General features: G+C 56.4%; 13 protein-coding genes. All 13 read right to left on the reverse strand.

Annotated features, from left to right (window positions below; all coding sequences use genetic code 11):
* Window positions 1-14 precede the first annotated feature (14 nt).
* The 13 genes from AT984_RS02185 to AT984_RS02245 all read right to left on the reverse strand — a co-directional run bounded on the left by AT984_RS02185 (window position 15) and on the right by AT984_RS02245 (window position 12383).
* On the reverse strand, window positions 15-743 hold the full coding sequence (locus tag AT984_RS02185) for an acyltransferase (RefSeq protein ID WP_082679714.1): 729 nt from the start codon (window positions 741-743) through the stop codon (window positions 15-17).
* Entirely contained in the window at window positions 740-1993 is a 1254-nt protein-coding gene (locus AT984_RS02190) for a lipopolysaccharide biosynthesis protein (RefSeq protein WP_335338582.1), read from the reverse strand. Before AT984_RS02190 ends, AT984_RS02185 begins: the two co-directional genes overlap by 4 nt.
* 32 nt (window positions 1994-2025) lie before the next feature.
* Window positions 2026-2952 (reverse strand): glycosyltransferase, encoded by a 927-nt coding sequence (locus AT984_RS22765; RefSeq protein ID WP_156421856.1) that lies wholly within the window; start codon window positions 2950-2952, stop codon window positions 2026-2028.
* A gap of 31 nt (window positions 2953-2983) precedes the next feature.
* Window positions 2984-3832, reverse strand: coding sequence for an NAD-dependent epimerase/dehydratase family protein (locus tag AT984_RS02200; protein WP_058718710.1), 849 nt, complete (start codon window positions 3830-3832; stop codon window positions 2984-2986).
* Window positions 3833-3834: 2 nt separating this feature from the next.
* Window positions 3835-4371 (reverse strand): dTDP-4-dehydrorhamnose 3,5-epimerase, encoded by a 537-nt coding sequence (gene rfbC / locus AT984_RS02205; RefSeq protein ID WP_058718711.1) that lies wholly within the window; start codon window positions 4369-4371, stop codon window positions 3835-3837.
* 10 nt (window positions 4372-4381) lie between these two features.
* On the reverse strand, window positions 4382-5734 hold the full coding sequence (rfbH, locus tag AT984_RS02210; protein WP_058718712.1) for a lipopolysaccharide biosynthesis protein RfbH: 1353 nt from the start codon (window positions 5732-5734) through the stop codon (window positions 4382-4384).
* Window positions 5731-6795: a CDP-glucose 4,6-dehydratase gene (gene rfbG / locus AT984_RS02215; RefSeq protein ID WP_058718713.1), complete on the reverse strand. Its 1065-nt coding sequence runs from the start codon at window positions 6793-6795 to the stop codon at window positions 5731-5733. Before rfbG ends, rfbH begins: the two co-directional genes overlap by 4 nt.
* A 6-nt stretch (window positions 6796-6801) precedes the next feature.
* The gene (rfbF, locus tag AT984_RS02220) at window positions 6802-7575 is read right to left on the reverse strand and encodes a glucose-1-phosphate cytidylyltransferase (RefSeq protein WP_058718714.1); all 774 of its coding nucleotides are present in this window, start codon (window positions 7573-7575) and stop codon (window positions 6802-6804) included.
* Between the two features lie 35 nt (window positions 7576-7610).
* Complete coding sequence (locus AT984_RS22310) at window positions 7611-8603, reverse strand: FAD-binding oxidoreductase (protein WP_082679715.1); 993 nt, start codon at window positions 8601-8603, stop codon at window positions 7611-7613.
* Between the two features lie 20 nt (window positions 8604-8623).
* Complete coding sequence (gmd, locus tag AT984_RS02230) at window positions 8624-9745, reverse strand: GDP-mannose 4,6-dehydratase (RefSeq protein WP_058718716.1); 1122 nt, start codon at window positions 9743-9745, stop codon at window positions 8624-8626.
* A gap of 37 nt (window positions 9746-9782) precedes the next feature.
* Window positions 9783-10706, reverse strand: a complete 924-nt coding sequence (locus AT984_RS02235) for a GDP-L-fucose synthase family protein (protein WP_058718717.1) — start codon at window positions 10704-10706, stop codon at window positions 9783-9785.
* A gap of 2 nt (window positions 10707-10708) precedes the next feature.
* Window positions 10709-11038, reverse strand: coding sequence for a MarR family EPS-associated transcriptional regulator (locus AT984_RS02240; protein WP_058722027.1), 330 nt, complete (start codon window positions 11036-11038; stop codon window positions 10709-10711).
* Window positions 11039-11165: 127 nt separating this feature from the next.
* Window positions 11166-12383, reverse strand: a complete 1218-nt coding sequence (locus tag AT984_RS02245; protein ID WP_082679716.1) for a Wzz/FepE/Etk N-terminal domain-containing protein — start codon at window positions 12381-12383, stop codon at window positions 11166-11168.
* Window positions 12384-12386 lie beyond the last annotated feature (3 nt).

Below are 12386 nucleotides of genomic sequence, written 5' to 3' on the forward strand. Positions count from 1 at the left end.
CCTTGGTGTTGCATTCAGCACTGCCCCATGTCGCTTCCAGCCGCTAAGTAGGGCATCCGAGGTGCTGGGCATTTGCGAAGCTGTGCGAGATAGTCGTTGGCAGCAGGCAATGCCAGCTCGTCGTCCGAGGTGAAGTCGGAGACGGGGACCCAGGCCCGCCGAGGAAAGCTATAGCGTCGGCGCACGGTCGCCGGGAATCCAGCCACCTGCGAGAAGGGAGGGACGTCGCGTGTAACAAGCGAGCAAGCTCCGATGACGCTGCCATGGCCGATGGTGACGTGTCCAAGCACCCGCGCGCCGGCGCCGAGAAAGGTGTTGTGCCCAATAAGAATCGTGTCCGTGTCGGTGGTGCCTGTTGTCAGGCACGGCTTCAAAGGATCGTCGATGATGTGGCTGCTGCCGAGGAAATGGCAATCGTTCGCCGTTAACACGTATTCACCAATAAGGATGCGGGCGCCAGACGAGAAAAAGTTTCGCCGACCAATGAAACTGTGGCCGCCAATATCGATTGCGATCTGGTCTCCGTTGCGATGGTTTACGTTTAACCAGCAGTCCTGGCTAATCACTGTGTTTTCGCCGATACGCACGTGCTTGCGTCCAAGCACTTGCACGGTTTTGTGAACATAAGCGCGGCGACTGACGGTTTCCCTCCCTTGTGACCGCAGTGTTTCGATCCAACATTGAGCGCGGGGGGGCAGACGGTCCAAGGCCGCCCGTACAAATTGGCGAAGAACGGCTGTCATGCCAGTGCCGCCTTTTGCTTAAGACTTGTGTTCTTGATCAACTTCACAGCTGCGAAGTTGCAAATGATCATTGGCAGCAAAGTCAAGAGCAAGGCTGAAAACGGTACTGATGCGATGCCTAACCCCTGTCCAATTAGCAGTACGCTCAAAGGAACCATAAGCGCAATAGAAGCTATGCCGAGCAGGATTTGAAGCCGAATCTTTTCAAAGGCATTCATGAAAACGGCACCAACGTAGGCAAACGATTGAACCGCAACCAGTCCGGCGACGGATATAGATTCGGTAATTGTCACGCCGATTTTGCCATGCGTCCAAAACTCGATGAGTTTCGGTACTGCGACAGCTCCCGCAATACACACAACTGAGAAAATGAGCGCAATAAAGTAGAGCTTGCGTAACGTACGAGACAGTGCGGCCGATTCGTTTGCGGCACGCTGTTTGGCAATCTCTGACCACATCACGCCAATGACGATGGTGTAGAGGCTTAAGGCAACTTGAAAAACCTTGTTCAAAATGTCATACCGAGCTACCTCTTCTGCCCCCAAATAGCTGAAAACCAGCATATTTCCTAGGCTGTACAAAACCAACGAAGACAACTGAAGGATCAAGAATTCAAGTCCGATTCGGAGCCGATCCTTCGGAAGTTGAAAAAGGGACCATTTCAGCAATATATGCTTTGGCAACCCCAATACCCGCAGGGCGATGATGAATGTGAGAAGAAGCCCAAAGGTATAAAAGGAAGCCCAAGCTGTTGCAAGAACAGGTAAAGATGGGTGCGCGCTGCGCCAGGTCAAAAGCGCGATGAAGCCGAAGAACAACCATGCGCTGAGCGATTGCAACACTGCCTGCAGACCGGTAGCGCGCGCACCTTGCAAGACATTGGCGCCCAGAAGCAGCGGGAGCAGCAGAAGCAGAGGAAGGTACAAAAACAGTGCAGCAGTACTGCTGCCTGGCGGTAGGCTCAATACTGGTAGTACGAAGACAAAAACAATAGCAGTCAGCACCCCGACTAGACAAAGCAGTTGGAAGAAGCCTACGAACTCGGTTTGGACGTTATCGACGCCAGGCTGCATGGACGCCACAGAATTGCGCAGGCTGTTGCCCACGCCAAGATCAAGCAGGCTGATAAATGCAATTAGGGAAGTCAGCGTCGCCCATGCGCCGTAATCGTGCGTGCCGAGGAGGTTCAACAGCATTGGCACGGAGAGTAAAGCGATGGCCATTGACACCAATTTGGCAGCCATGGCCATAATGATGTTGGAACGAGCAGAACGCGGACCGATCACTCTGTAGCCCTCGCCAAGCGCCACCGCGCGCGGATTAGGCGCAAACGTGTCCTTAAAGATAGATGCCGCGTGGAAGTATGTCTTGCCAGAAAGTCACGGGCCTCTCGGCACTGGCCTTTCTGAATCAAATTTCCTATGCCAGCCAGCAGGTTGGCGATAAAAATCTCATCTCGGTAGCTTTGGACGTCTATTTGACGCTTGTGCGGTTGATTCCCTGAGTTTATCAAGTCACCGATCTTTTCCGTCCAGGCTTCGACTTCGTTTAGCCATTGATCTGTAGCCTGGCGCGCGTGTGTCAGTGAACCACTCCATATCTGGTACAGGCCTATCACGCTCGGCACAAACACGGATTTCCCCAGCAGCAACGCGCGTTGAATCAACTCGCTGTCTGCAGCGGTCAATTCGAAGCGTTCATCAAAGGCGCCAATCCGTTGCAGGAAATCTTTACGGAACAGGACCCCGGGCATGCGTGCATCGACGCCTGCGGCGAATTTATGGAAGCCCTCTCCAATATCAAAGCATTCCAGCGCCAGTGGGCGATACCCTGCCCATACGTGCCCGTGTTCATCGAACAAGTCGCATCCAAACACCAAGATGTCAGAGTCAGGATAGCGAGCAAGTGTATTTGCTACGATGCCGTTAGCTTCAGGCAAGAACAGATCGTCATCGGAAGGGATGAAAACATGTGTGCAGTTTGGAGTTACTAACGACAGCGCACGATTCCAATTGGCGAACATTCCGACCAGTTTGGGTGAATGAGATATTGTGACGACCTCTCCAAGCGAGCTTGCCAGCGGTAACAGGCTGGATTCATTGTCGCTGACGAAAACGCTCCAATTTTTCGGAATGCTGCTGATTAATCGGCGAAGCAATGCTTCCCGTTTGTAAGTAGGTATAGCGACGGCAATTTTGAATTGGTCCATGTTGACTGGAAAGGCTGCTAAGGTCCAGGGCTCAGCCCAGGTGCCTATCGTGGATGTTGGCTACCAGGCGAGGCACTTCGCCGGGGCGCAAACCATTTTGACCCGGTTGAAGTTGCCCCTGGGCGTTCCAGGTTGTCCACCAAACCTGCGCAAATTCGAGCAGCGACTGTGCTCGCCCGGTCCCAACGTTGCGAATCACCGGCCGACCTGGCTCGACGCTGTCATCGGTCAGAGCAGCGAGAAACTGCCTGGCAACGTCCTCGACAGAAATGAAGTCGCGAATTTGAGTTCCTGCGCTCATTGGAAAATCGCGACCCTCCCTTGCTGCAGCGCGCATCGAAGGCCAAAAACGAGATGCGGCTTCGCCGTCACCATAAACTTGAAAGATACGCAGCACTTGCAGTCGCAAACTCATCTGCCTTGCCAGGCCCATGCATGCGGTAGTGGCTGCGGCCTTAGAAATCGGATAGGTCTGGGTTGGGCGTGGCTCTGTTGCCGGGTGGACAAATTCTTGCCTTTCCGCGCCAGCGCCGTATTCAAAACACGTGCCGGCAATCAGTACATTGCTGACCCCTTTCGCTGCCGCCTGTTGAAGCAGACACGTCGTTGCGTAGACATTCCAATAGAGACATTCGTCTAGCGGTGCATAGGGCGGATTTGGCGTATGGGACGCGAGGTGTACAACGGCGTCGCATCCAGCGAGTTCAACGTTGAAGTCCTGGTCAAGTGCGCGATCCACCCACGTTGGCTCGCGCGTCAGCAGAAGCCGCGAACGGCTCCCTGGTCGACGTTGTGCTATCACCTCGTGGCCAGCGTCCATAGCTTGTTGAAGGAAATGGGAGCCGACGAACCCTGTCCCTCCGGTAACAAACAGCTTCATGGTCAAAAGGGGGAGTCGAAATCTGCAAGCGCGGGATGGGCGCGATCGCGCATCGACACAATGGGTTGATCGATGCCCCAGTCAAGCCCGAAGGAGTCCCAGCTGATGCCAGCGTCGTTCGCCGGTGCGTATGCACTGGTGACCTTGTAGGCCATCAGCACGTCATCGTCCAGGGCGAGAAATCCGTGGGCCATTCCCTTGGGGATCAAGAGTCCATGTCCACTCGAGGCGTCAAGCTCGACCGGGAGGTGCCTGCCGTATGTCGGCGAACCTTTGCGCAGATCCACCACCACGTCCAACACTCGCCCCTGCATGCAGTAGACAAGTTTCTCGTGATCGTGCGGCGGCGTCTGGAAGTGCATGCCGCGGATCACGCCCTTGCGCGAACTGGAGTAGAACTCCTCACACCACACGGTTGGCAGACCCAGAGCCGAGAAACGCTCGGCATGGAAGGTCTTCACGAAGGTACCGCGTTCGTCTTGGGCGAAGAAGGGACGGACCTGGTAACAACCTTCCAGCTTAGTGGGGATTAGCTCCATCGTTCTGGCCTCAGAAGTTCACGCCGAAGAACTCTTCCAGCTTGCTGGTGATGTAGTCCAGTTGCTCCTCGCCCAGCGCCGGGAACGTGCCGAGCCAAAAGGTCTGGTTCATCACGACGTCGGTGTTAGTCAACTCGCCGCTGACGCGGTAGTTACGGCCGGCCATATAGGGCTGCTTGGTCAGGTTGCCGGCGAAAAGCAGGCGCGTGCCGATCTTGTTCTCTTCCAGGAAGTTGATCAGGTCCGTACGCCTCACGCCGGCCGAATCCTTCAGGATTAGCGGGAATCCAAACCACGAGGGTTCGCTGTTCGGCGTGGCTTCTGGCAGATGCAGGAATTGCTCAACGCTTGCCAGCTTGGCCTTCAAGTACGAGAAGTTGGCGCGGCGTTTGGCGATGAATTCCTCGACGCGGTCCATCTGCGCCAGTGCGCAAGCCGCCTGCATGTCAGATATCTTCAGGTTGTAGCCCAGGTGACTGTAGGTGTACTTGTGGTCATAGCCGTCGGGTAGGTCGCCACCAAGCTCTTTCTTGGTCCAGCAGAAGCGCTTATCGCAGGTGTTGTCTTTGCCGGGGGGGCAGTAGCAGTCACGGCCCCAGTCGCGGAAGGACTCGGCGATCAACTTTAGTTCGGCGTTGTTGGTGAACACTGCACCGCCTTCACCCATGGTGATGTGGTGGGCGGGGTAGAAGCTCAGCGTGCCGATATCGCCGAAAGTGCCGACCATCTGGCCCTTGTAGGTTGCGCCCAGCGCGTCGCAGCAGTCCTCCACCAGCCACAAGTTGTACTTCTTGCACAGGCCGGTGACCACGTCCAGGTTGAATGGGTTGCCCAAGCTGTGCGCCAACATGATCGCTTTGGTCTTTGGCGTGATGGCCGCTTCGATTTTGCTGGCGTCGATATTGTGCGTGGCGAGGTCAACGTCGACGAATACGGGCACCGCGCCAAACTGCAAAATGGGGTTCACAGTGGTTGGGAAGCCGGCGGCGACGCCGATGACTTCGTCACCTTGCTTTATTGCGCGATCACCGAGTTTGGGACTGGTCAGCGCAGAGAAGGCCACCAGATTGGCTGATGAGCCGGAGTTCACCGTGATCAGGTACTTCACGCCCAAGAACTGCGCCAGTCGCTGCTCAAACATCGCGTTGAAGCGGCCGGTGGTCAGCCAACCATCCAAAGAGGCGTCAACCATCATCTTCAGTTCACCGGCCCCGATGACCTTGCCCGACACCGGCACGGCGGTTTGGCCGGGCACGAACGGCTTGGGGGCGTAAGCAATGTCGGCGTACTGCTGAACGAGCTCGCTAATCTGACTGCGCAATTTGTCGAGTTGCGGTTGGAAATTGATGGTGGTGGTGCTCATACGTTGGCTTGATATTGAGAGATTTGTTGCAGGCAAAGGGCTCGCATGTCCTGACCCTTGAGCCAGGCTTGGTGCCATTCAGTGATCCGGGTCAGAGCGGTTTCGAGTGACCAGCGTGGAGTCCATTGCAGGCGCTGTCGCGCCTTGGAAATGTCCAGCTTCAGGAAGCTGGCTTCATGGGGGTGATTGCCCGGCTGGAGTGTCCACGAGGCACCGTCGCCCCAGGACTGGCACAAGTGCTCAACGATCCATTGCACAGGACGTGCATCCTCATCTCGGGGGCCGAAGTTCCATCCTTCGGCGTCGCTCTGCCCCACGGTGTACAGCCGTTCTGCTAGGAGCAGGTAGCCCGAAAGGGGCTCAAGCACATGTTGCCAGGGGCGGATCGCATGCGGGTTTCGGATCAATACTGGCTGCTTGTCTTGCAGTGAGCGCAGAATGTCGGGCAGCAGCCGGTCCAACGCCCAGTCGCCGCCCCCGATCACATTGCCGGCGCGCGCCGTGGCCATGGCGATGCCCGCCTCCTTCAAAAAGGACTTGCGGTAGGCTGAGCTCACCAATTCTGCACAACCTTTGCTGTTGGAGTAGGGGTCGTAGCCGCCCATGGGTTCGTCTTCGCGGTAGCCCCACACCCACTCACGGTTCTCGTAGCACTTGTCCGTTGTGATATTGACGATGGCTCTCACCGAGTCGGTTTGCCGGGCCGCCTCAAGCACATGTACCGTGCCCATCACGTTGGTGGCATAGGTTTCGATCGGCTGCTGGTACGACAGGCGCACTAGCGGCTGCGCGGCCATGTGGATGATGATCTCTGGCTGGAATTTGTCGAACTGCTCCTTCACTGCCGCGAAGTCTCGGATGTCCGCAATATGGTGCTCCATGCTATCGGCCACGCGGGCGACGTCGAAGAGTGCGGGCTCGGTCGGCGGCGTCAGCGCGACGCCACGCAGGGTTGCACCCATGGACTGAAGCCAGAGGCTCAGCCAACTACCCTTGAAACCGGTGTGGCCAGTCAGCAGCACGCGCTTCCCGTGCCAGAACTCGGGTGTAGTTTGTTGCATCACCGCTCAGTCCCACTTCTTCCAGGGCGCCTTGCCAGAGGCCCAGAGTTCCTCAAGATGGTGCTTGTCGCGAAGCGTGTCCATCGGTTGCCAGAAACCCTGGTGCTCATAGGCCATCAACTGTCCATCGGCAGCGAGGCCTTGCAGAGGCTCCTGCTCCCAGATGTCAGCATCGCACGAGAGATAGTCCAGCACGCGTGGCGACAGCACGAAGAAACCGCCGTTGATCATCGCGCCGTCACCCTTGGGCTTCTCCTTGAAGCTCTTGACCTGACGATCATGGATGTCTAGTGCGCCGAAACGGCCAGGCGGGTAGGTCGCGGTGAGTGTGGCGGCCTTGCCGTGGCGCTTATGGAATTCGATCGTCGCGCGGATATCTATATCGCCGACACCGTCGCCATAGGTGAAACAGAACGCTTCCTCGCTGCGCACATAGTCGGCCACGCGCCGTAGACGGCCTCCCGTCATCGAATCATCGCCAGTGTCCACAAGCGTGACGTTCCAGGGCTCGGCCCGCTTGTGATGAACTTCCATGCGGTTGTTGCGCATGTCGAAAGTGACATCTGACATGTGCAGGAAGTAGTTGGCGAAGTATTCCTTGATCACATAGCCCTTGTAGCCGCAGCAGATCACGAAGTCGTTGACGCCGTGGTGTGCGTACATCTTCAAGATGTGCCACAGAATGGGCTTGCCGCCGATTTCGACCATCGGTTTTGGGCGGGTCGAAGTCTCTTCGCTTAGACGGGTGCCCAGGCCCCCGGCCAGAATCACTGCTTTCATGAATGGGTCCTATTGGCTCGTGAATTCAAAATCAGTCAGCTTGTAGCTGAGCAAACAAATGCGTCGGAGTGGAATTGCCGTTCGGGCAAGCCTGCAGCACGCAACTGCGATTGCGCGCTGTGAATCATTGCGTCCGACCCACAGGCATAGACCAGCGTGTTTTGCAGATTCGGTTTGTCGCTCAACAAGACGTTTTGGACGTGACCGCGAGCGCCACTCCAATCATCTTCTGCGCGCGACAGTACTGGTACAAATCGTAGGCTTGGCAGCTCAGGCGGTTGCCAGTAAAGGTCGCCACGATGCCGGCCTCCCCAGTAGACCGTAATGCTGCGTGGTTGCACGTGTTCTGGCAGCGATGCCAAGCCTTCAAGTATGGCCTTCACAGGTGCAATGCCCGTGCCCGTTGCCAGCAAAACGAGACATTTGTCTTCTTGTCCACGCAGAAAAAAGGTGCCGAGGGGGCCGCGCAAACGCAGTAGGTCGTTGACTTTGGCCTGTTGGAACCAGTAGGCGCTCATTGCACCGTCGGGCACTTGGCGGATGTGTAGTTCGATTTGGTTATCGACTCGGGGCGCATTCGCTACCGAGTAACTGCGGCGCAGGCCTTCATTCCCAATCAAGTCGACGTACTGGCCGGGCAAGAAGTTCAGCACCGAAGTCGGAGGAAGGCGCAGCATGACGCGTACAACATCAGGCGCCAGACGCTCAATGGCTTGAATGCGGCAGGGGAACGTCTTGGCTTCGGGCAGTACAACGTCGCCTAGATCGTCAATCTCCAGCTCTATTGGGCTGCAAGCTTGACGGACGCAGGTCAGGATAAAGCCTTGCCCACGTTCCTCTGCGCTCAGGCCTAGCTCATCATGCGTGGCGATAGTAGAACCAGCAATCACGCGCCCTTTGCACGTGCTGCAACGACCAGTGTGGCAGCTGTAGTCGAGTACCACACCTTGGCGCAAAGCGGCGTCAAGGAGCGTCTCGCCCGGTCGCGCTTCATAGCGTCGTCCAGAAGATGTGGAGACCTGATACATGACGACTGGTGTCCGGCTTTTTACTCGTTGTAGTCGTAGGCCTTGAACCCGGCAGCCTTGACCAGGCTGTCCCGGCGGGCGGAGGTGTAGTCGGACTCCACCATTTCGGCCACCAGTTCGCGCAGCGAGGTAGTGGGCACCCAACCGAGTTTTTCTTTGGCCTTGGTGGGGTCGCCCAGCAAGGTTTCGACTTCCGTGGGGCGGTAGTAGCGCGGGTCGACCTTGACGATCACATCGCCGACCTTGCACTTGGACTTGTCGCCGGTGACAGCGACCACGGTGCCGATCTCGTGCTCGCCTTCGCCGGTGAACTGGAGGGTAATGCCCAGCTCAGCGGCCGCGAACTCGACAAACTGGCGCACGCTGTATTGCACGCCGGTGGCGATGACGAAGTCTTCGGCCACTTCCTGCTGCAGCATCATCCATTGCATCAGCACGTAGTCGCGGGCATGGCCCCAATCGCGCAGCGCGCTCATATTGCCGAGGTACAGGCAGTCTTGCAGGCCCAAGGCAATGCGGGCCACGGCGCGGGTGATCTTGCGGGTGACGAAGGTTTCGCCGCGCAGCGGGCTTTCGTGGTTGAACAAGATGCCGTTGCAGGCGTAGATGCCATAGGCCTCGCGGTAGTTGACCGTGATCCAGTAGGCGTACATCTTGGCCACGGCGTAAGGGCTGCGTGGGTAGAAGGGGGTGGTTTCCTTCTGAGGAATCTCTTGCACCAGGCCGTAGAGCTCGGAGGTGGAGGCTTGGTAAAAGCGGGTTTTCTTTTCCAGACCCAGGATGCGGATGGCCTCAAGAATACGCAGCGTGCCCATGCCGTCGGCATCGGCGGTGTATTCGGGGCTTTCGAAGCTCACCGCTACATGGCTCATGGCGCCGAGGTTGTAGATCTCGTCCGGCTGCACCTGCTGAATGATGCGGATCAGGTTGGAGCTGTCGGTCAGGTCCCCGTAGTGCAGGGTGAAGTTCTTCTTTTCGACGTGCGGGTCCTGATACAGGTGGTCAATGCGCTCGGTATTGAACGAGGATGCGCGACGTTTGATGCCGTGAACTTGATAACCTTTGGATAGCAATAATTCGGCCAAATAAGCGCCGTCTTGACCGGTGACGCCAGTGATCAATGCAACTTTTTGATGTGTCATGAATTTCTATTCGGAGTGAGTTTTAACCAATTCCAAGTCAGCGGAAAGAAGCGCATTCATAGGCGCTTTGAATTCCATCCCGCAATTTAGTCTTTGCGTTCCAGCCGAGAGTGGACAGGCGGTTGACATCGAGTAGTTTTCGCGGGGTGCCGTCAGGTTTGCTTGTGTCGAAGCGCACTTGCCCTTCAAATCCGACCACTTCCATGACGGTTTGCGCTAGTTCTGCAATAGTCACATCCTCGCCAGTCCCAATATTCACGAGATCACCGGCATAACCTTGTTGCATCAAATGGACGCAGGCGTCGGCGAGGTCGTCGACATAAAGGAACTCTCGGCGCGGTGTGCCTGTTCCCCAGACAATCAGTTCGGCATCACCGCGCAGCTTTGCTTCGTGCGCTTTGCGAATCAGGGCTGGCAGTACATGACTATTGTTGAGGTCGTAGTTGTCGTTAGGGCCATACAAATTGGTCGGCATGGCGCAGATGTACTGTCGACCGTACTGCCGGTTATAGCTTTCAGCCAATTTGACACCCGCGATTTTCGCAATGGCATAGGGCTCATTGGTGGGCTCAAGCGGCCCGGTGAGGAGGTATTCCTCCTTGATTGGCTGAGGGCAGTCTCTTGGGTAGATGCAGCTCGAGCCGAGAAACATCAGGCGCTGGATTCCTGCTAAATGAGCCTCATGAATAAGATTGCATTCAATTTGCAGATTCTGGTACAAGAAATCGGCCCGGTACACATTGTTTGCATGAATACCGCCGACTTTTGCTGCCGCAATAAACATGTAGTCTGGTTGCTCTGCCGCAAGGAAGTTGTGAACCGCCGCTTGGTTCAGTAAGTCAAGGTCCTGCCTTGCTCGCGTCACGATGTTCTTGAATCCCTTGCTTTGAAGGCATCGAACTAAGGCGCTTCCTACCATTCCACGATGGCCGGTGACGAAGATTTTGGCGTCCAGATTCATGTTTACTTTTGTTCTGATTCGATTTCAGTGCGAAGGCGATCAATCTCAGCTTGCAGTTGCTCAAACTCACGCTCTTTGCGCTCTAAAAAAGCTTTGGCTAGGCTGACTTTCGCGCTCACTCCGTTAGGCGTTAGTAGGTAAGCGTAGGCCCATTTGTTGTCTGCTCGCTTGAAGTTATTGACCTTGACCCAGCCCTTCTCAATGACAGCGCGCAAGCAAAAATTTACCTTGCCGACGCTGATTCCCATGCGGACAGCCAAGTCACGTTGATTGGTACTGTTCAGCTCGTCGAGCTTGCGAAGCAGTTCGTAGTCAAGGTCGTCACCTTGCATGGGCATCCTGTGAGTCGATCTGTTCACGACGTGAACGGACTAAGACTCTATCATGCACGTGGGCATGATGACTATCTACATTTGGTTTTTTGCCCGTGGTGGCGCTGTGCCGCCTCACTTCGCTTGATCAACGGCCAGTCCAGGCTTGCCCCAAGCGCGAGAACTTGTCGGCATTCTCTGGACGGGCTTTGCTTTCGCGCCAGAAATGTCGAATCAATACCCCTATGGTGAAGACGAAGAAGGCCGCAAAAGTTGTGGCAATAGCCATGGAAGCGCGTTTAGGTTTGCTCTTGTGCTCAGGTGGTGTCGCTACGTCGACAACCTGAATCAGTGCTCCCTCACGGCTCTCGTCCAGGCGAGCCATTTCAAACTGCTTGGAAAAAAGTTCGAACAGCGTTTCCTGGTACTTGTATTCGCGGTAGCGGCCGATGTAGTCAGAGTCGTTCTTGGTATCGCTTGTCGTGCCTTCCAACTTGGATAGCTGGGCGCGAAGTGCACTCAATAGTGCTGCCTGTTGCTGGAGTTCAGGCGCCGTCTCGGCTAGGCTGCGTCGCATTGTTTGCAGTTTGACTTCGGCTGAGGTGGCCTGGGCTTTGAGGGTGGCGTAACCCTCAGCGGCGGCCTTGGGTTCGGCCTTGAGGGCGCCGGGGTTGAAGCCGCTGCTTTGCAGGATCTGCTGAGCCTCAATCAGCTTGAGCTGGGTCCGCTTCAACTCGCCTTCAAAGAAGGCGCGGCGTTGCTGGGCCTCGGTCAAAGCAAGTTCAGACGTTAGGCGCCGCAATTCGGTGACGTGCATATTGGCCATATCGGCGGCCATTTGGGGGCTCTTGGCATCGACCTCGACGGTGATCAAGCCGTCTTTCTTCCCCAAAGAAATGCGGACATTCTGCTCAAGCTGTTTGCGAGCTTGAAAGCGAAACTCGGTTTCATACGCTTCAATGAGCTTGAAGTTGTCGATGATGCGGTCCTCGACATTGTTGCTTTGCATCAGGGCGACGTACTGGTCTGCTGGGCTTTTGATTCCCGCCATACCGCCCGCTAAGCCGGACAGGGCCCCCAGGGATGCCAAGGCCGACGCGGCAGAGCTTTGCTGTTGCTGAGGCGGCAAGAATGTGGTTTTGGCGGTGTAGGTCGGAGCTATGAGGTAGCTGCCTCCCAATGCCAGTGCGCCCGCCGCGATGGGTGCAACAAGCAGCAAGCGCCAACGCGCAGCCAAGATGGTTAAGAGTTCCAGCAGGTCGATGCCGTTGTCATCGTCTCGTAGGTCAAGGGCGGCAAGATAGTCTTGCGATGTTGAATTCTGTTGGCTCACGCGCAGCGACTCCGCAGTTTCGGCTTGATTCATGCC

This window comes from Paucibacter sp. KCTC 42545 (assembly GCF_001477625.1).
GTDB lineage: Bacteria > Pseudomonadota > Gammaproteobacteria > Burkholderiales > Burkholderiaceae_C > Paucibacter_A.

Excerpts from the sequence above, each read along its gene's own strand:
- AT984_RS02185 (WP_082679714.1), bottom strand. The coding sequence starts at position 743 with ATGACAGCCGTTCTTCGCCAATTTGTACGGGCGGCCTTGGACCGTCTG.
- AT984_RS02190 (WP_335338582.1), bottom strand. The coding sequence starts at position 1,993 with ATGGCCATGGCTGCCAAATTGGTGTCAATGGCCATCGCTTTACTCTCC.
- AT984_RS22765 (WP_156421856.1), bottom strand. The coding sequence starts at position 2,952 with ATGGACCAATTCAAAATTGCCGTCGCTATACCTACTTACAAACGGGAA.
- AT984_RS02200 (WP_058718710.1), bottom strand. The coding sequence starts at position 3,832 with ATGAAGCTGTTTGTTACCGGAGGGACAGGGTTCGTCGGCTCCCATTTC.
- rfbC (WP_058718711.1), bottom strand. The coding sequence starts at position 4,371 with ATGGAGCTAATCCCCACTAAGCTGGAAGGTTGTTACCAGGTCCGTCCC.
- rfbH (WP_058718712.1), bottom strand. The coding sequence starts at position 5,734 with ATGAGCACCACCACCATCAATTTCCAACCGCAACTCGACAAATTGCGC.
- rfbG (WP_058718713.1), bottom strand. The coding sequence starts at position 6,795 with ATGCAACAAACTACACCCGAGTTCTGGCACGGGAAGCGCGTGCTGCTG.
- rfbF (WP_058718714.1), bottom strand. The coding sequence starts at position 7,575 with ATGAAAGCAGTGATTCTGGCCGGGGGCCTGGGCACCCGTCTAAGCGAA.
- AT984_RS22310 (WP_082679715.1), bottom strand. The coding sequence starts at position 8,603 with ATGTATCAGGTCTCCACATCTTCTGGACGACGCTATGAAGCGCGACCG.
- gmd (WP_058718716.1), bottom strand. The coding sequence starts at position 9,745 with ATGACACATCAAAAAGTTGCATTGATCACTGGCGTCACCGGTCAAGAC.
- AT984_RS02235 (WP_058718717.1), bottom strand. The coding sequence starts at position 10,706 with ATGAATCTGGACGCCAAAATCTTCGTCACCGGCCATCGTGGAATGGTA.
- AT984_RS02240 (WP_058722027.1), bottom strand. The coding sequence starts at position 11,038 with ATGCAAGGTGACGACCTTGACTACGAACTGCTTCGCAAGCTCGACGAG.
- AT984_RS02245 (WP_082679716.1), bottom strand. The coding sequence starts at position 12,383 with ATGAATCAAGCCGAAACTGCGGAGTCGCTGCGCGTGAGCCAACAGAAT.